This window comes from Erysipelothrix amsterdamensis (assembly GCF_940143175.1).
Classification (GTDB): Bacteria; Bacillota_I; Bacilli_A; order Erysipelotrichales; family Erysipelotrichaceae; genus Erysipelothrix; species Erysipelothrix amsterdamensis.
This window is the reverse complement of sequence record NZ_OW659496.1, coordinates 22,451-42,391: the sequence shown is the minus strand read 5'-3', so window position 1 is coordinate 42,391 and position 19,941 is coordinate 22,451. Positions and strand designations below refer to the sequence as shown.

17 protein-coding genes are annotated in these 19,941 nt (G+C 35.3%); 6 read left to right on the top strand and 11 right to left on the bottom strand.

Features of this window, described 5'->3' with window-relative positions; translation table 11 throughout:
• Positions 1-71: 71 nt before the first annotated feature.
• On the top strand, positions 72-1,295 hold the full coding sequence (locus NMG63_RS00185) for an MFS transporter (protein WP_254007082.1): 1,224 nt from the start codon (positions 72-74) through the stop codon (positions 1,293-1,295).
• 87 nt (positions 1,296-1,382) lie between these two features.
• Positions 1,383-1,991: a hypothetical protein gene (locus NMG63_RS00180; RefSeq protein WP_254007081.1), complete on the top strand. Its 609-nt coding sequence runs from the start codon at positions 1,383-1,385 to the stop codon at positions 1,989-1,991.
• 33 nt (positions 1,992-2,024) lie between these two features.
• Here the strand turns inward: NMG63_RS00180 and NMG63_RS00175 are convergent, their stop codons facing one another.
• From NMG63_RS00175 to NMG63_RS00160, 4 genes are all read right to left on the bottom strand, one after another.
• Entirely contained in the window at positions 2,025-3,137 is a 1,113-nt protein-coding gene (locus NMG63_RS00175) for a cation diffusion facilitator family transporter (RefSeq protein WP_254007080.1), read from the bottom strand.
• 17 nt (positions 3,138-3,154) lie between these two features.
• The gene (locus tag NMG63_RS00170) at positions 3,155-3,994 is read right to left on the bottom strand and encodes a VOC family protein (RefSeq protein ID WP_254007079.1); all 840 of its coding nucleotides are present in this window, start codon (positions 3,992-3,994) and stop codon (positions 3,155-3,157) included.
• A gap of 68 nt (positions 3,995-4,062) precedes the next feature.
• On the bottom strand, positions 4,063-4,482 hold the full coding sequence (locus NMG63_RS00165) for a Fur family transcriptional regulator (RefSeq protein ID WP_254007078.1): 420 nt from the start codon (positions 4,480-4,482) through the stop codon (positions 4,063-4,065).
• A 12-nt stretch (positions 4,483-4,494) separates the two neighbouring features.
• Complete coding sequence (locus NMG63_RS00160; RefSeq protein ID WP_254007077.1) at positions 4,495-5,121, bottom strand: IMPACT family protein; 627 nt, start codon at positions 5,119-5,121, stop codon at positions 4,495-4,497.
• Positions 5,122-5,200: 79 nt separating this feature from the next.
• Here NMG63_RS00160 and NMG63_RS00155 point away from each other — a divergent pair, with 79 nt between their 5' ends.
• The 4 genes from NMG63_RS00155 (at position 5,201) to NMG63_RS00140 (ending at position 8,767) form a co-directional block, all read left to right on the top strand.
• Positions 5,201-6,070, top strand: a complete 870-nt coding sequence (locus NMG63_RS00155; protein ID WP_254007076.1) for a DegV family protein — start codon at positions 5,201-5,203, stop codon at positions 6,068-6,070.
• A 53-nt stretch (positions 6,071-6,123) separates the two neighbouring features.
• The gene (locus NMG63_RS00150) at positions 6,124-6,978 is read left to right on the top strand and encodes a DegV family protein (protein ID WP_254007075.1); all 855 of its coding nucleotides are present in this window, start codon (positions 6,124-6,126) and stop codon (positions 6,976-6,978) included.
• A gap of 125 nt (positions 6,979-7,103) precedes the next feature.
• A complete protein-coding gene (locus tag NMG63_RS00145; RefSeq protein ID WP_254006375.1) occupies positions 7,104-7,808 on the top strand; it encodes a helix-turn-helix domain-containing protein in 705 nt (234 codons plus the stop codon).
• Positions 7,748-8,767, top strand: a complete 1,020-nt coding sequence (locus tag NMG63_RS00140) for an IS3 family transposase (RefSeq protein ID WP_367399273.1) — start codon at positions 7,748-7,750, stop codon at positions 8,765-8,767. The genes NMG63_RS00145 and NMG63_RS00140 overlap by 61 nt, the downstream gene beginning before the upstream one ends.
• A gap of 101 nt (positions 8,768-8,868) precedes the next feature.
• On the opposite strand, the gene NMG63_RS00135 is transcribed toward NMG63_RS00140, so the two are convergent.
• The 7 genes from NMG63_RS00135 to NMG63_RS00105 are packed head-to-tail and all read right to left on the bottom strand — an operon-like array spanning position 8,869 to position 19,916.
• The gene (locus tag NMG63_RS00135; protein WP_254007073.1) at positions 8,869-11,160 is read right to left on the bottom strand and encodes an ABC transporter ATP-binding protein/permease; all 2,292 of its coding nucleotides are present in this window, start codon (positions 11,158-11,160) and stop codon (positions 8,869-8,871) included.
• A 47-nt stretch (positions 11,161-11,207) separates the two neighbouring features.
• Positions 11,208-12,341 carry an ABC transporter permease gene (locus NMG63_RS00130; RefSeq protein WP_254007072.1) on the bottom strand — a complete coding sequence of 378 codons (1,134 nt, stop codon included), beginning with the start codon at positions 12,339-12,341 and terminating at the stop codon, positions 11,208-11,210.
• Positions 12,325-13,176: an ABC transporter ATP-binding protein gene (locus NMG63_RS00125; protein WP_254007071.1), complete on the bottom strand. Its 852-nt coding sequence runs from the start codon at positions 13,174-13,176 to the stop codon at positions 12,325-12,327. The genes NMG63_RS00130 and NMG63_RS00125 overlap by 17 nt, the downstream gene beginning before the upstream one ends.
• Positions 13,177-13,233: 57 nt before the next feature.
• Entirely contained in the window at positions 13,234-14,130 is an 897-nt protein-coding gene (miaA, locus tag NMG63_RS00120; RefSeq protein ID WP_254007070.1) for a tRNA (adenosine(37)-N6)-dimethylallyltransferase MiaA, read from the bottom strand.
• A complete protein-coding gene (gene mutL / locus NMG63_RS00115) occupies positions 14,127-15,884 on the bottom strand; it encodes a DNA mismatch repair endonuclease MutL (protein WP_254007069.1) in 1,758 nt (585 codons plus the stop codon). Before mutL ends, miaA begins: the two co-directional genes overlap by 4 nt.
• Positions 15,877-18,384: a DNA mismatch repair protein MutS gene (mutS, locus tag NMG63_RS00110; protein ID WP_254007068.1), complete on the bottom strand. Its 2,508-nt coding sequence runs from the start codon at positions 18,382-18,384 to the stop codon at positions 15,877-15,879. The genes mutL and mutS overlap by 8 nt, the downstream gene beginning before the upstream one ends.
• Positions 18,381-19,916, bottom strand: coding sequence for a PTS transporter subunit EIIC (locus tag NMG63_RS00105; RefSeq protein ID WP_254007067.1), 1,536 nt, complete (start codon positions 19,914-19,916; stop codon positions 18,381-18,383). The genes mutS and NMG63_RS00105 overlap by 4 nt, the downstream gene beginning before the upstream one ends.
• Positions 19,917-19,941 lie beyond the last annotated feature (25 nt).

The following is a 19,941-nucleotide window of genomic DNA, read 5'->3' as shown; positions in this document are numbered from 1 at the left end:
CACAATTTCCCAACGGGAGCCTCTTACATCTTTTAAACAAAGCGTGTTTAATTGATATAGGAGGTTTTTCTATGCATAAACCATTATGGAATCAAAATTTTATTCGCGTATTTTTAGGTACTATTTTCTCAGAAATGGGTGGTATCGGTCTTAACCTTGCCCTAAGTTTAGTAATCTTTGACCAAACCCAATCGACTTTACTATCTGGAATCTTTGCAGCACTCTCTATGATCCCCAATTTAATGCTGCCACTTGTCATAGGGCCTCTTATTGATCGCAAAAACCCACTCAAAGTTCTCATAACTAACGAATCAATCTTACTTATAGTATTTGTTTTTTCTGGACTCTACGTTTATTTCTTTTCGTTTAATTACTACTCGTATTTGTTGATAATTCTTGCCATCAGCTCTTTGGGAAACATTTCCGCAATTGCTTCTCAGTCCATCATCCCTCAAATCATCCTGCCCGAAAACTTTTCACGAGCTAATGCAATTCTCAATACCATTCACCCTTTATGTAGTGTTATCGTCACACCAATTGCTATCATGCTTTATCGCTATTTTGGCTTGGCTTTCATATTCTTTGCATATTCTCTTCTTACACTTATTGATGTACTCATTGAGTATAAGATAAATACGGAATTTGACTATATTCGTTCCGAAAACACGACCTTAAGCGATTTATTTAATGATTTGTACGGAGGTCTACTCTATCTGAAATCAGATTGCTCGCTTCGTTCTGTATTCATGTTCTTTGCGCTTGTGATTTTCTCAAGTGCCTCATCAACCCTAATGTACCCATTCTTCATGTCGAGTGCTTCTCTAAACGAAACTCATTTTGCAACATTACAGTCCCTCGCAAGTTTTGGTTATTTGATTGGAGGGTTGATTCACAGTATTCTTATTTTTAAGGATCATCATCGTTATGCAATCGCTGTCTCTGTCTATATTCTTTTTATCACACTTGAGAGTATTTTCTATTTTGTGTCATTTCCTTTTATGGTTATTATTCGCATGACACTTGGTGTATTAGGGATGAATAGTGCAAATATCCGAATAAGTTCCGTCCAAAAACATGTTCCTGCACAATATCGTGCGAAAGTTAATTCCTTTTTCATTATTCTTGTTTCAGGAGCTGGAATGGTTGGTCAAGTTGTGTTTGGTGCTCTTGCGGAATACTTTCCGATTCCCCAAGTTCATCTTTTTGCACAGGTATTCTACCTTCTTGCATTAATTGCCTTTATACTTCCTCGAAAAAACAAGGTTAAGGAATTTTATAATTACCGTACACTCTAACTTACAACATTGTAAGTTAGATGTAAGTAAATTCAATGGCTAAAATTTCAATGTTTTTCTATCATAGTTATAGAAGGAGTTGATACTTTGTCCACACTACTTGAATCGATGAGTCAGTATGAAAATCTCTTACTACTCATCAATCCGCTCATTGCATTATTAAGTTTTTATAGTTTTTATGCCTTAAAAAATAGAAAGATTATGCTTTATTGGCTTTTTGCTGGTAGTACACTTGTGTTTATACTTAATGCGCTATTCAACGCTTTTGTCCTAGCACCACAGTATCAAGTACATGTAAATCTATGTTTTACACTTTTCTTAGTCTTCTTACTCTTATATTTGTATGAATATTTTATTACCGAAAAATATCCAACCTTCCAATTGATTGGTTGGTTCCTGTTACCTTTTGTACTCTTTCTCATTTATAAGTTTATTAAACACGCTAGTATCGTTATCGCTTTTCTTAGTATTCTATATATTTTTAGAAATTCTTATAATCATCAAATATTTGGGTGGGTGATTCTGTCTTTGGTACTATCATGCTTACTGAATCCATTTTATTCATTAAGTATCTTATTGATACCCTTCTGTCAATTTAGAAACTCCGATTCGCTTCGAACACTTATTTCATCACTCATTCTCATTTATCCACTTACACTTTGGTCAATTAGCGTCTTCGCTACATTTTTCTCATAAAAACGTCCTGGTTATATCACCAAGACGTTTTTATTAAATCAATTGATCCGTATCCATCGTAATTTCTAAATCGTATTTGATTCCTTCACTTCTTAAATACTCTGTAATTTCTTGTTTAATTCGTTCGGGTTCATGCTTCAGTGCATCACATAGAACAATTTCAAACCGAAGTACGTGGTTAATGATACGTAAATCATGAAACTTACATCCATCACACGCTTCTCTTAAGTATTTTTTAATTACACGTTGAATATTTAATATCTCCGGACTATCCATATCTAAAGGATCTAAATGAATCACAAGGTCAATATTTGTTTCCTTCTTAATCTTCTGTTCAATCGCATCAATGATATTATGAGCTTCAATTAATGATAACTTAGCATCCACTTCTACATGTACAACACCATAAACATGAAATTTACCATAGTTATAAATCATCACATCGTGATATCCTTCAATCTTAGGATTATCACACAAAATTTGTTTTACCTTTAATAAAGTATCGGTGTCCGGTCTACTACCCAAAAGCTCGTTCATAAACTCTCGAAGCATTGTAATTGATGAATAGATGATAAACACTGCAATGATAATCCCGAGATACGTATCAATACGCAAATCGAAATAATATTGTATAAAAAGAGATAATAAGATTGACCCTGTTATGAATACATCGTTTTGACTGTCTTTCGCATTCGCAACCAGTACATCAGAATCTGCTGCTTTAGCTTTCTTTGCATAATAAAACGACATTCCTAACTTCATCATAATCGAAAACACCAATACAAAAATCATAGCCATACTCATTTGCATAGGCATAGGATTTAAAATATCCTTCACGGATGATTTAATGATATCGACACCTAAGTAAAGCATAATAATCGATATCACAAAACCACTAATGTATTCAAAACGCTCATGGCCATAGGGATGCTCCTTATCTGCAGGCTTCGCAGCAATTTTAAATCCAACAATTGTGATAAGCGACGATAAACTATCGGATAAATTATTAATTGCATCCGCAAGGATCGCAAAACTATGCGATAAGGTACCAATGATTAATTTTAAAGTAAAAAGAATCAAGTTACAGACTATCCCCACTATACCTGCCTTGATTCCAATCACATTTCTGTTTTCTAAGTTTTTCATATACCTATTATATCATATTAAATTTTCTCGAAGATAATGTTTATGTGAAATGGGTCGATGATTTTAAAATGATTTTCATCTAAATCAACAATCCTCTCACCAGCCTGAATGAGTTCTTCCCTGAAAGTAGTAAATGAAGGTGTCGTCACTGTAAAGGATTCCATACCACTTGTGTTTTCAGGTAAATCCGCAATATTGGGTCCTGCCCATTCATTAATCCCTATATGATGATGATATCCATCTCTTGAAACAAAAAGTGCCTTCTGCATTTCCGTTTTAAGCTCAAAGCCTAATCGATCCAAATAAAAACTACGAGCACTCTCAATATCTGATACTTGGAGATGAACATGTCCCAAGATAGTATGCTCAGGCATTCCGCCCCATGGTTGAGGATGAGCAATACGCATAAGTCCCTCTACATCAACCGCTCTTGTTCCACCTACAATCGTTCCATTGTTGTTGATAATCCAGGACGATCGTGGACGATCTGCATAAACCTCAATACCGTTTCCTTCGGGATCATTCAGATAAATAGCTTGTGAATAAAGATGATCTCCAAGCCCAGTAATTGGTTGTTTTAAAGCAACCAAATGTTTAATAAATGGGCCAAGAAATGCTTCCTCTGGCAGTAAAAATGCCATATGATAGAGACCACTGTAATTTTGATTGGGTTTTTCATAACGATTTGAGGTCTTTAATGTGAGTAGCGGAATCTCGTCAATTCCCAATACAACGGTATCTTGATGATTTTCAAGGAGTGTAAGTCCAATGGTTTTTTCGTAGAACGATTGCATCGATTCAATGTCTAATACTTTGAGTACGATGTTTCTGATTGATATATTGTTTAATGTTTTCATAGTTTCACCTCTATTAACATATTACTACACTATGTTATAAAAGAAAGGATTATGCACAAAAAAAAGTGCTAGGCACTTTTCTGACACTTTGGACATAATCCGTATAGTTCTAACTGATGTCGATCGATAATATACCCACTATCGCGCGCAACCTTACCCTCATAATCACCAAGCGGACATCCCTCAATGATAGTGATGGTTCCACATTGAGTACAAATAAGGTGATGCTTATGGATGTGCCGTTTGTAGTCATATACACTTTGTGATGGTTCAAGTGGCACTGTCTTGGTTATAATATTTTTTTGTTCAAAGACATCCAAAACACGATAAATCGTGGATAAGTCCATGTATTCTCCAACCGCATCCAATGATTCACGAATTTGATTGATTGTGATGGGTGTATCACTGTCTTTTAAAATCGTTAAAATCGCTTCACGTTGACGTGTTGATTTTATGCCATGATGATTTAATTCTGTTTTGATATCCATAATCAAGACCTCCTAGATAAACTCAATTGATTCTTTAATAATACTTTTACTTATAGTTCCACGGGTTAAATCATTTAACGGTTCCAACAACATTGGATCTGTTACGCGTACTTGATAACGTGCTAGCGAATCATAGTTACGATCTAAAACCGTTCCAACACTTGTAATGTGGAGTTCCACATCATTAATAAACTCATACGGAAATGAGAGATCCATCGTAAATACTTTCTGAGGTGCTAATAAATCTGCTTCTTCAATCGTAAGCGAGACCGTTGATCCATAAGCTCTGATCAAACCACCAACCCCAAGTAAGACCCCACCATAGTATCGCACCACAACTGCAATCACACCTTCAAGTTTGTGACCTCGAAGGACTTGAAGCATCGGTAATCCTGCTGACGATGCAGGTTCGCCATCATCATTGGATCGTTCAATATCACCGATTCGATATGCACTACAATGATGCGTTGCTTTTGGATGCATTTTTTTAATTGATTTTAAGTATGCCTTAGCTTCTTCTTCAGATTGAATTGGCGCTAAAAAGCCAATAAATTTAGATTTATTGATTTCTTGTTCCGAAATTACTTCTGATTGAATTGTTTTATAGTCTAATTGTTCCATGTATGTATTATAAATCATTTTAGTTCTTTCATAAAGGAATATAATAGTTTGACATTCAAAGTATTATATTCTATAATGCTCTCATCGGAGGATATGTATGAAAAAATTAGCGATTGTCTGTGATTCATCAGTTTGTTTCACACCAGAAGAAATTAAAAAGTATAACGTTTTTATTGCACCATTAACTTTAATCCATAACAACACTGAGTATTTAGATCAAGAAACCATTTCAAAAGAAGAGGTTCATGAATTACTGTCTAAGAAGGAAAAGATTATGACTTCTCAACCCAACCTCGGTTCATTGATCAATCTTTTTGAAGCAATTCGCGATGAAGGATATGATCAAATTCTTGCGGTAACACTCTCTTCGAATCTATCAGGTACTTACAGTGCTTTTAATCAAGCCGCATCACATGTAGATGGATGCGAGATTCATGTTGTAGACTCATTTACTTTAGGTGGTCCCGTTCAACAAACCGTAAAACTCATAAGAGCCATGGAGCTTAACGATGTTTCTATTGATGAGATGATCACACGCATTAACACGTTCTTATTACGTACCGAGTCATTTGTGTATCCACAAAACTTAGATCAATTACGTGTAAGTGGACGAATTTCAAAACATGCTGCGACGCTTGCATCACTTTTAAAAGTTAAACCTCTTTTATATCTTGAAAACCACGGTCTAACAATCGAAAAATTTGGAACTGCGCGTACAGAAACTAAGATTTTTGAACTGTTAATTAACCATATGAAAGAACAAGGTGTTACACCTGAATCGTATGATTTTTATTACTTACACAGCGATGCGAAAGAAATAACAACACGCCTTCGTGATGCGATTTCCGAATCATTTGGTACTCATGATGCATATATTATGGACTTACCAGCTGCAGTCGCAACGCATGCAGGTCTCGGAACTGTCGCAATTCAATGGATTCCAAAAACCGATAAATATATCAAGTGAGGTCGTATGCCTTTCATTATTAGTGTATAATGATAGTACTTGGAGGTTGTATTATGAAAACTGCGGTTATTGTCGATAGTAGTAGTAATTATTATAATGAAAATATCGAAATGGATGGTCTTTTCGCGATACCCTTACAGATCATCAATGAGGACGATGCTTCACTTGAAAGTGTTGAAATTTCAATTGATCAGGTTAATGCCCTCATGAGGGAAAATATTATGCTTCAAACATCATTACCAGCACTTGGTATGATTGAAGACTTATTTAGAGAGATTAAAGCTCAAGGTTATGAACGGATTCTTGCGATACCTATTACCACTGGAATCTCTGGAACTATTGGCGCAATGAATACAGCAGCCCAATTTGTGGATATAGAATTTGTTTTCATTGATTGCTTTACAGCGGCATCAATTGAACTTGATTGTGCAGTTGCTGCTCGAAAACTTCTTGATCAAGGATATGATATTCCTGAAATTAAGGAGCGTATTGATGTAGCACTCAATAATGGCAACACATTTATTATTCCTGACGATTTGGCGCATCTTTCACGAGGTGGAAGACTTTCTCCTCTCGCCGCAAAACTCGGTGGTTTTCTCAAAATAAAACCAATACTTCATCTCAATAAAGATACGAAAGGAATCATCGAACCCTTTGATAAAGTTCGAACGATGTCCAAAGCAATTGATCGTGTCATTGAAGCGATGCAAGAAGCAGGCGTTGATGAAACATATAAAATTACGATTGTGGATGTGGATGCTAAGGAAGAACTTAATAAAACTGTTAAGAAATTCAAAGAAGCATTCCCAAACACAGAAATTTATGTGACTGAGTTAATTTCAACAGTAAGTGTTCATGTTGGGATCGGTTCTCTCGCATTTCAATATATGAAAAAAATCGAAGTCTAGAAGGACTTCTTTTTTTAAGTTTCGTTATTGAGCGAAAAAAAGACATCCAATTTGATAAGCTCCCCTTAAAGTAGACACCCGAAATAAATAAAATCGGGCACTACAAAAAAGGAGGAGCTTTTTCTATGGGGAGAAAGAATAAATATCCAGCCGAAATAAAAGAACAAGCAATTAATGAATATTTGAATGGCATAAAAGGTGCACCAGAAATAGCTGAAGAATTATCTATTGATTCTAGTACATTACGTAGTTGGGTGAAAAAGTATCAAACTTATGGTATTGAAGTTTTTTCAGATAAAGATCGAAACAAAAGTTATTCGAAAGAGCTCAAGGAATCCGCAATTAGGGATTATCTTGAAGGCGCAGGTTCTCTTAAAGATATTAGTATTAAATATGGTATAAGTTCCCATGAGGTTTTGCGCGGATGGATAAAAAAGTATAATAGACTTGAAACTATAAAGGATTACGATCCTAAAGGAGAAGTCTATATGACAAAAGGTAGAAAAACAACAATTGAGGAGCGTCAGGAAATTGTCGCATATTGTATTGAACATGACTACGATTATAAGGGGACTGCTGAGCGCTATGAACTTTCTTATGCTCAGGTTTATCAGTGGGTGAAAAAGTATAACGAATTGGGAGATGATGGTCTTCTTGATAAACGTGGCAAGCGAAAACAAGAAGATCAACTTAGTAATGAAGAACGTTTAGAACGTAAAGTAAAACTACTTGAAAGACAACTCGAACTGAAAGAACGCGAGAACATTCTATTAAAAAAAGTGAAGGAAATCGAAAGGGGGCGATATTCTCCAAAGCAAAACAAGAAGTAAAGTATCTCGCAGTGCAGGAACTACATCATAAACATGGCTGGAGTATTCAGTGGATGTGTAAGGTACTTAAAATCGCAAGAAGTAGTTATTATAAATGGACGCATCGTGTTGAAACAAGCAATGAAATTGAAAATCATGAGCTTTGCAATCTCATTCTTGATTATGATGAACTATTTGGACATATCTTAGGCTATCGACGCATGACGGATTGGATCAATGAGTTGAATAGCGTTCAATATAACTCGAAGAGGATTCATAGACTCATGAAGATGCTAGGGGTGAAATCAGTGATTCGTCAAAAGTCTAAAAAATATTCACGAAGCACTCCTGAAATCACAGCTGAAAATATTTTAAATCGAAATTTCTTTGCCGCAAAACCGAATGAAAAATGGCTGACAGACGTCACAGAATTTAAGATTAAAGGTTCAAGTAAGAAACTATATCTCAGTGCGATTATTGATCTTTATGATTTAAGTGTTGTGGCGTATCAAATAAGTGATCGGAACAATAATCAACTTGTGTTTGATACTTATCATAAAGCTATCGCGAGATATCCAGAGGCAAAACCTTTATTTCACAGTGACCGCGGATTCCAATACACAAGTAGGGCATTTAGGAAACAGCTAGAAGATCAAGGAGTGATGCAAAGTATGTCTAGAGTGGGACATTGTATTGATAATGGTCCTATGGAAGGATTTTGGGGAACAATCAAATCAGAAATGTACTACCCTAATGAATTCAGTACAAGAAGCGAATTGAAGAAAGCAATTGAAGTGTATATTGATTTTTATAACAACAAGAGACTTCAGAAACGCTTCAAAAACAAAACACCAATGATGGTTCGAACTGAAGCGCTAGGAACAGAGACACCTGTAGTCTACGCGATTCCAACTAACAAGAAGATTGAAGCTTACTGGTCAAACATTAGAGAAAAACAAATGCAGTCACTTGTAGCATAAAAAAGATGATTCATCATAAAGTGATAAATCATCTTGGATATTTTATTTATTTCACCTGTCTACTTGACAGGGAGCAGTTCAATTTAAGGATGTCTTTTTCATTACTCACTTCTTAAAGCAATAACTGGGTCTTTCTTAGCAGCCATTCTTGAAGGGATTACTCCAGAAATGGATGTAAGGATAATACTAATAATGATTAAAATCACAGCATGTAAAGGATTAACAACAGCGATATTCTCTGTTTTTGTTAGGCTATAGATAATCGAATTAATTGGGAAGGTTAGAAGGTATGTGACTACAATACCTAATGTACCGGATACAAATCCAATTAAGAACGTTTCAGCATTAAACACGCGTGAGATATCTTTTTTACGTGCTCCTAAACTACGAAGTACACCAATTTCTTTTGTTCGTTCAATTACGGATACATATGTGATGATTCCAATCATCAATGATGAAACCACTAAGGAAATTGATGAGAAACCAATTAATACATATGAAATCGTATTAACAACAGTTTCCATAACACCTGTAATCATTTCTGACATGTCACTATATGTAATCTTATCAGCATCTTTTTTGTCTGTATTATAGGCATCAAGATGCGTTCGAATTTCTTTTTTAGCTTCGAAGTCTGCCGGAATGATTGAAATGTTTCGTGGCAATGAAGAGGATCCAAGTTCTTCTAGTTGATCTTGGTAGAGCGCATCCGCTTCTTTGAAAGGATGACCTTCAAATCCCATTCCAGAAACAACACTGTACTCTTTACCTACTTCTTTCTGTGCTTTAACTACTTCTGAATCTGTAGAATCTTTAATGAATGATTTTACTAAGTCAGAACGGTAATATAATCCTGGTTGATACATTTGGAATGATGAATCTTCTTTTTGTCTCATAACCCCAACAATCGATAATGTCTTCGCTTTTTCGCTACCATAAATTGTTTCATAATTTTGCTGACTTGCTTCTCGATAAAGTCCAAATTCATCTTTAACGAAATAATCATCGTTTTGAACTAATTTGAATTCCTGACCTACTATAGATTTGAGATCAACTTTATCATCTAAATCACCAAGTCCAAGTTCTTTAACCGTTTCTTTTGCAATTCGGTTATAGTTATCAACAACCAAAATCATTTCGTTATCGCCTTTAGGCATACGGCCCTCAAGAATATCGTATTGATTGTTGTTGAAGTCTTCGTTATCAAGTAATTCTCCCATGTGGGATGAACTTGATTGAACATGTACATATTTATCACCTGATTTACGAATCATATTCATATTCGCTTTATGAATATATTGAATTGAAATATATTTATCGGAGTCGAGTTTATTAACATGGTCAATATATTCTTGGGTAATATTGTTTGTTATAACGTTTGTTTGAACTTTAGGTTCATAGATTTGAAGTTTAGAGTCTGTAGGGAATTCATTCAAATCCGTCGTATCTTCTGTAACTACAGGACCTGAAAAATCAAAATCAGATGATCCGATGGTGATCGGTGATGTAGCCAATGTATCCGACTGCATTTTATTAATTGAATTTGATAACCCAGAAGAAAGTGCAAGAATTAATGCAATACCAATGATTCCAATACTTCCTGCAAAACTAGTAAGTACGGTTCTTCCTTTTTTTGCCCAAAGGTTTTTTCCACTAAGCCCCAATGCTGTCATATAAGGCATTTTAGTACGTTTACGCTTAGCGAGTTTTTCACTATTTATATCTGCATCATAAGGATTGCTATCACTTATAATTTGACCATCTAACAATTCCACAATGCGATTACTGTATTCATGTGCAAGTTCTGCATTATGGGTAACCATGATTACAAGACGATCTTGTGCAATTTCTTTAAGTAAATCCATGATAATAACACTCGTTTTACTATCAAGAGCACCTGTAGGTTCATCCGCAAGGATAATCTCAGGATCATTTACAATAGCACGAGCAATCGCAACACGCTGCATCTGTCCACCCGATAATTGGTTGGGTTTTTTATTCAAATGGTCCACCAATCCTACTTTTTCTAAAGCAGTACGAGCACGGGATTCCCCTTCTTTTTTTGAAATTCCTGATAATTTCAATGACAATTCAACGTTTTGAAGAACTGTAAGATGAGGTATTAAGTTATAAGATTGAAATACAAATCCTACTGAACTGTTGCGATAAGAATCCCAGTCACGATCTTTATAGTTCTTCGTCGAGATTCCAGAAATATTGAGATCTCCACTTGTATATCGATCAAGTCCACCGATAATATTCAACATCGTTGTTTTCCCACATCCAGAAGGACCGAGAATTGAAACGAACTCATTTTTTCTAAATGTCAAAGAGACGCCTTTAAGCGCTTCAACATCGCCATATTTTTTTGTTATTTTATCTAGTTTTAACATCGTCTATTCACCTCTAATGTATTAACACAGTAATACATTAGAGGGTTTTAGTCAATCTTTTTCGTATCATTGTCAAAAATAAACATCTCACTGTAGTACTTCGAAAACTCAAATACGAGTAAGAAAAATCCAATTGCAGTCGCAAACGAAAAGGCGATTTCATAGTTACTTACATCATACACAAGCACACGAAGTGGGAGAAATAACATACTGAATAAAGGTGTTAGTGATAAATAGACTCCCCAGCCTTCAGTCATTTGGTAACGCGTGTTGAGAAAAATAGAAAGATAATAGATGCATAACATTAAGAAGTAGAGCGGTCCATGGACGCTCCCAGCTTCTTCAATAGACCGAATGCGTACAGCGAGAACAAGTAAAATTATTTGAATCGTTGCAATTCCTACCATGAGTATTAAAAATGCACACCCAATACTTAAATAATCAGATTGCGATAAGTTTAAATTTTTCATAATATCCACAAACGTACTTCCTTCAAAATCAAGGATTCCAAGTGTTTGTAATAATTCAACTAATCCTTCGCCTTGATCATATACCTGGCGTATACATATCCAAAATCCAAAAATCATACAGAGACTTAATAATTGAATCGACATCATTATTAAACCTAAGACCACCTTCGTAACGAAGTAGGTTTTAACTTGAACTACCGAACACACCATCTCTAAAACATTTGATGTTTTTTCCATTATTACTTCGCTCATTGCAGATGAACTTAACGATGTAATGAGGAAATATAATGTTGTGAGTATGGAAAAAACAATTTCTAGATTAAGATTATTTTTTGATGTCGTCTTGTAAATGACTATGGGCTTTTCATGACTTCCGTTCTCATAACTATCAATAATTAGCCCCAGTGTGCTTTTTTCAGTTGGCCCTAGTGGTGTTTCTGTTTGAATGGTATAGAAACCATCATTCTTAGTAATGATTATAGGTGCCTTTTCATCATATTTAATAATTTTCTCAAACCCATCTGAAAAACGCTGCCAATCAATATCTATTGTCTTGATTGAGCTTGGCTCCGATACACTTGGTAAGAGGAGTGATATAAGTTTATCACCAAACAAGAGACATCCCATCACAGTAAAGACAATTACGTAGAATAAAACTGTAGCTCGATTCATCATGCGTCGCTTAATCGAAAATTTAATAAGCGTCTTCATAAGTCATCTCCACCATTTCTTTTAAAGATACAGAATCAATTACAATTTTTTCAACAAACCGCTTTTCAATCAAAGGCGGCAATACTTTTATCAATGTGTTCTTGTCATGAATAATAACATACACCTTATCTTCTACGAATTTATAATCCAATCCAAGATGTTTAATATCGTAATATTGTTCTTTTTCCACGATGAAGTAAGTAATCCCTGCTTGAATTTTTAGATCATTAAGGGATCCATACTTCTTCATAACGCCGTCTTTCAATATTAGAATATAATCTGAAACTTCTTCAACCTCTTCATATTGATGACTTGATATCAATATCGACTTTCCGCTTTTCGAAAGCTTACGCAATAATCCTTTGATGAGTCTCATATTATGAATATCTAAACCACTTAGTGGCTCATCCATAATTATTGTTTGCGGATCATGAATAAGTCCGCATAAAATTTGAACTTTTTGCTGATTCCCTTTTGAAAGCGTCATAATTTTTGAATTTAAATACATGCCTATTTCCAGATAATTCATCCAATATTCGATGTTTAATTCAATATCACCAAACTCCATGCCATGGAGTCTTGCATAAAGTTCAAGATGTTCCTTAACAGTAATATCTTTGTATAAAGAACGATTCTCAGGTATATAGCCAATTTCAGTGGCAAAAATCTCTCCTGAATCCTGGCGAATTAAACCAGTGATTGTTTTAAACAATGTCGATTTCCCACTTCCATTCACACCTAATACGGCTAGGATTTCTCCCTCACCGATTTCAAACGAAATATCCTTAATTCCCCGATTGTTTTTGTAAAGTTTTGTGAGTTTTTCAACTTTCATATTACACCCCTATAATAGGTGTGCTTTTTTAAAAAATTTTCCTAAAAAAAAGTGGGTTTACCACTTCTCTAGATCACTTAGTACAAATTCAAGAGGATCTTCGTTAAATACGTCAATCCAAATACTTTCGGTTTGATGTTTAAACCATGTAATTTGACGTTTCGCAAGTCTTCTCGTATTAGTCTTTATCAGTTCTTGAACTTCATCAATTGAGTTATTCCCCTGGAAATACTCATCAAACTCACGGTAACCGATTGATTGCATACTTTGGAGTGAAAATAAATCCTGATGTTCTGTTCTCAGTTTACTCACTTCATCCAGAAGCCCTTGATCCATCATGATATCTACCCGCTTATTGATACGCTCATACAGTTTGGCGCGTTCACCTTGTAGAAAATATACACGTGCATCATAAAGACGCGTTTTTCCTTTATTTTCATTAACATCTGACTTGGGTAAATTCATCCCTTTTACCATTTGTAATGAACGAATGAGGCGCTTACGATTGTTTACATGTATATTTTCAGCTGTTACGGGATCAAGTTCTATGAGTTCTTGCATTAATTCTTGATTGGATAAGGACGCATCAATTTGAGGTAACTCTCGTTCTTCGTTAAATCTGTAGTCATTGAGTAAAGCATTAATGTACAGACCAGTTCCCCCAACTACAATGGGAGTTTTACCCTTACTTACGATTAAATCGATTGCCTCGCGCGCTTCTTTTTGAAATCGTGCAACATGATAGGAATCCGTAATTGAAACAATATCTATTAAATGATGAACAATACCATCTTGTTCTTCAACGGTTGGTTTAGCACTACCAATATTCAATTCCTTATAAACCGCGACAGAGTCAGCACTAATAATTTCTCCATTAATTTTTTTTGCTAATGAAACTGCGAGACTGGATTTCCCCGAAGCAGTAACACCTGCAATGACAATTACTTTTTTCATCGTTTGAACTCCTTGATGAGTTGTTTGTGCTCAACTGTAATAAAGGTTGGTCGTCCATGTGGACAATTAAAAGGTTGTTCACAGGCTCTAAGTTGTCGAACCAACTCAGTCATCTCATCCATTGACATGTACTCATTAAATCGTACTGAAGAATGACAGGCTAAGGTTGCAAGTACATTACGACGTAAATCTTCTTCTCGAATTGTTCGCTCATCTTCAAACATATCTAAAACTTCATGAATAAATTCTGAAACAACTTTTTCTTCAATCCATAAAGGCGTACTTCTTAAAACAAACGCATCTTCTCCAAAAACTTCTAATTCAAGCTGAAATTCTTTGAGTATTTGGTTAATTTCATTAACACGACCGATTATGGGTTTGCGTCCTTCAATAATTAATGGAATTAAAAAATCTTGCGTTGGATTATTTTGATTAAGCATTTTGTTTTGGTAGTACTCATAACGAACACGTTCCATCGCTGCATGTTGATCAATAATATAGAGTCCCTTATCTCCTTGAGCCAGAATATAACATCCGCTCATCTGTGATAAAACAGTAAGAGGTTCAATTTTTTCTGATTCCAATTGAGGTTCAATTTCACGCGGTTTAAAATCTGAAATTGGTAATGAATCAGGCATATAATCAGTTACATATATTTTCTTTGGTTCTTCAATGAGCGGTTCAAATCGTGGCATTGGTTCACCGAGTAGAGCTTCTTTTATATCGGTCTGAACGGGAACAGGACTTGGAAATGTTACGCGTTGAGGACGCATATTTTTATCTAGAATTGATAAAAAACAATCCTGAATAAGTTCAACCAAAACATTATCTTTAGATAAACGAATTTCCCATTTACTTGGGTGAACGTTCACATCTACTAGTTGAGGATCAACATGGATATTCATCACGACAATCGGATAGCGATCAGTAGGCATATGACGTCGATATCCATCAACAATCGCCTTCTGTATCTTAGGAAAACGAATCATGCGATTGTTAATATACAGCCAAATTGAATATCGATTCGCTCGGTTGTGTTGTGGAAGAGCCATAATACCATCAATTTTAAAATCATAATTCTCTGCACTAAATAGCTGTGTATCTTGGGTTACTTGTGCACCGTAAACACGATGAAAAACATCTGCAAGGTCATTTCTTCCATAACTTCTAAAACTTACTTTGTCCTCATTATAAAGTGTGAATGATATTTGAGGATTACCCATCGCAAACTTTTGAATTGTATCGAGTACAATTGACGTTTCATAATGAACATTTTTAATATGTTTTAATCGTGCTGGTGTTTTAAGAAAGAGACTCGAAACAGAGATTGTTGTGCCTTGATTGCGAGCTGCTCTCTCTTTTATCTTTTTAACTCCATTATCGATGATCATTCGATGTCCTTCGACGCCATCATTCGAGATTGCCTCAACATGGCTTACAGATGCAATCGACGGCAAGGCTTCACCTCGAAATCCAAATGATGAAATCGCATTTAGGTCGAGCACGCTTTTAATTTTAGACGTTGAATGACGTTCAAAGGCTTGAGATAAATCTTCACCACTCATGCCCTCACCATTATCACTTACTTCAATTAATCCCATTCCACCTTCAACAATGCGCACTTCAATACTTGTAGCATTCGCATCAATTGAATTTTCTACAAGTTCTTTGATAATTCCGGCTGGTCGTTCTACGACTTCACCAGCAGCAATCATATTTGTTAGATGTGTATCCAGTACTTTGATTTTATTCATTGCCTTTGTCCTCAATGATTGATTTTAATTCAGAAAGAACCATGAGTGCTTCAATTGGTGTTAATTGATTCACATCCAGGCTCTGCAATTTATTTTTAACAACACTATAACCTTGCGGTTCAATTTCCACGGTTAAAACTTTTGAATCAATATCTAAGCGACTTTTTGATAACTCAAGAATCTCAAGGTTATGTTTTGCACGCTCGATGATACTTTGTGGCAGATGCGCCAACCGTGCTACATTTATCCCATATGATTTATCTGCACGTCCATCAATTACTTTGTATAAGAATGTTACATCATCATTTTCTTCGTGAACTTCCACGTGAATATTTTTAATGCCATCATACATTGATTCCAATGTCACCAATTCATGATAGTGTGTGGAAAAAATCGTACGACTCTGAATCGAATTATTAATATACTCGATAATCGCTTGCGCCAGTGCCATTCCATCATAAGTCGAAGTACCACGTCCAATTTCATCAAAAAGAACTAACGAATGCTTCGTAGCACGAGATAAAGCAGCCTGAGCCTCCATCATTTCTACCATAAAAGTAGATTGACCCATAAGAATATCATCACTTGCACCCATCCTTGTAAAGATTTGATCAACAAGACTTAATGTCATTGTTTCACAAGGAACATAACATCCAATCTGCGCCAAAATAACATTAAGTGCAACCATTCTCATATAAGTACTTTTACCACCCATATTGGGTCCCGTTAAGATTAAAGTATTTCGACTTGTGTCCATCAATACATCACTTGCGATATATTGATGATCTTTAAGTGTAGACTCTAATACGGGATGCTTTCCATTTTTAATATCTAAAACACTTCCCGAAACAAACTGAGGTCTTTGATATCCAGGTAAAGATGAAATCTCAGAGAGTGATAATAAGGCATCCATCAGTGCGATTGCTGAACCAATATTATGAATTTCCGAAGTATATTGGGAAATATAATGTGTCACTTTATCGAAAAGTTCATGCTCTATTTCCAAAATACGTTCACTCGCTTGGCTTGTCTTAAGTTCATATTCTTGTAATGCTTCACTGATGTATCGCTCTGCATTCGTCAAGGTTTGCTTTCGAATATAACCAAAATCATCTCGAACATTCTCGACTTGACCTTTAGTAATTTCGATATAATATCCAAATGCTCGGGTGTAACCAACTTTTAGGTTTTTTATACCCGTTTTTTCACGTTGTTCCGCCTCAAAATTGACCAGCCATTTTCTTCCGTTTTTTGAAAGTTCTAATAACTCGTCCAATTCGGTATGAATCCCTTGTTTAAAAGTTCTACCTTCTTTGAGTGCAACAGGAGCATCATCTAATATATGTGAATCCAATAATTGATATACATCTAAAAGTGGTTCAACAAGCATAAAACTAAAACAATTGATGCCATCAACAGTTTCTTGCATCCGTTTAAATGTACCTAATGTCTTTTTCAAGCGCACAAGGTCTTGAGCATTATGTTTAGCAGTTGATAAACGGGCGATAACACGATGAATATCATAGGTTTCTTTTAAACTTTGACTCAATGAATCTGCAAGCAAATAATCTTCAATAAGTGTCTCTATTTGTAGATGACGTTTCTCAATCGATTCAACATTAACCAATGGCTGCATCAACATTTCTTTAAGTGCACGTGCCCCCATGTTTGTCTTTGTACGATTAATAAAGTGAAATAGTGATAATTCTTTACCTTTTTGATGATCAATGAGTTCCAGATTCGTCATAGTTGCATAATCCATACGTAAATATGCTTCATCATTTAAAACGACAACATCAGACAGATGATTCAGACTTCGTTTATGTGTATAAATGAGATATTGAATTAAGCGCGCCTGTGTTTTGCGGATTGTAGGGTCTTGATGTTGGATATCCTCTGCCAATTCTTCTTGATATGAGACATATATTTCAGTTTTATTTTTAATTTCATTGATAATCTTAGCATCAAAATGTTCTGAAACGACAATTTCTTTAACTTGAAACTGTTGGAGCACTTTTATAATTTCGACGAAATCATTCATGACACGAATTGCGCGTAAATTACCCGAAACAATATCACAACTTACAATCGTTGCATAAACCAAATCAAGCGTAATTGAAGCAATCTCTCGTGTTTCGTTATCATCCATCTCAAAATAAGTACCTGGAGTAACTATCTCAACTACATCTCGTCTTACAATTCCCTTCGCTTCCTTAGGGTCTTCAACTTGCTCTACTATCGCTACTTTATAGCCAGCTGCTACTAATTTTTGAATATAACCTTGGGCTGCATGATGTGGAACACCACACATAGGCGCTTTTTGATCTTTACCTGCTGATCGTGCGGTTAAGACAAGATCCAAGACTTTCGATGCGGTAATTGCATCTTCAAAGAACAATTCATAGAAGTCTCCCAAGCGATAAAACACCAACGCATCATTGGTGTTTTTCTTTATGTCCATATATTGTTGTAGCATTGGTGTTAATGTTGCTTTAGTCATTCTTCAATTTCCTCTTTAGGGAGTGCATCAAGATGACGATTTACAGCACGTTGTAACATATACGATGAAGATCCAACGGAAAGTGTAAATCCTTGTCGTGTTTCAACGATACGCGTAACACCTTGACGGTGTAACCCCGAAACATTTAATTCATCACGATCACGCAATGCAACATGTATATGAGTTGGTGTACTTGATATTGCTTCAATATTTTCAAGCCCACCAAGTCGTTCAATGAAATCATTAACACGTTCTTTTTTACTTCCAACATTTAAGACATCAATTGCCATTCTACTATAGTAGAAACGGGTCATTGCAAAGTAAATAATAAATGTAATAATACCAACTAATAGAATAATCATAATTTTATTAAACATGACTGTATTTCTCATAAGCCCAATAAAGTCAATGAGGTTACCGGGTGTTGCACTTGTTAATGATCCCAAATAAGAGAAACCGACAGTTGCTCCAAAACCTACAAGAATCGCATAAATAAATGCGGTCATAAAGAGATGGAAGAAATACAGAATCGGACTTGTTAAGAGCATTAATAATTCAACTGGGAAAATAATACCGCCAAGCATTGATGTTAAAATTACAATAATAAAGAGTGAAATATTCTTCTTTAAAACTTTTTTATTTGAGATTGTTGAAATTACTGCAAGAAGATAACCTGGAATCGCAAATAAATTAAGTACATAATATGCACTTGTATAGCGTCCAGCACCACTAATCATATTTAGGCCCTCTTTAAGTTGAGCAGTCCATATATTAGCATCTCCGACAAACGTTTCTCCACCGATATTCATCCATGATCCACCCAATGACCCCAACCAGATTTCCTGATGCATCATTGTTTGAATATTACCGAGTGTTAAAAGACGTTCTAAGCCTCCATAGGCAAAGAGACTCATAGGATTATGTGAATCCGAAGAGATAAATTTCAATGCATTGTATATTCCATCAACAAACATAGGCCATCCATATGCAAAAATCGCCCCTACGATTGCTGAACCAATAATCGAATTTACTAATTTAATTGTATCTCTGTCTAAATAAGAAACTTGAGAAAATCCCGTCGTTTCTTTATGGCTTCGATAACTATATCGAACCACTAATAATACGGCTAAGAAGCCAAAAATTCCTGTTTTAAACAAACCATATGTTTCGTTTCCAATTGTAATGTTTAGAATGTCTGAATACGCAGCTTTAGGTGAAGTCGTTGGTGACAACAAGGTCATCACAACTAAAAATACTAAATATGAAATGAATCCTGTAACCACAACATTGGTTTCATCATTTCGATGCGTTAACAATTTAATAAAAACATACAGTGGAAAATATGATAAAATGATACCACCAGCATACAACAACAATTTCGATGCTGTAACAAATAGTGGACTGTTAAATTTAAATATCATTACGATATATGGGTTTGCTATAATAGAACCGATTGTAATCAAGAAACAACCCAAGAATAATGATTTCAATGGGAGTTGTAACTGTTCATAATATGTCTGAAGACGATTCATTTTGAGCACCTCTAACTTTTCCATT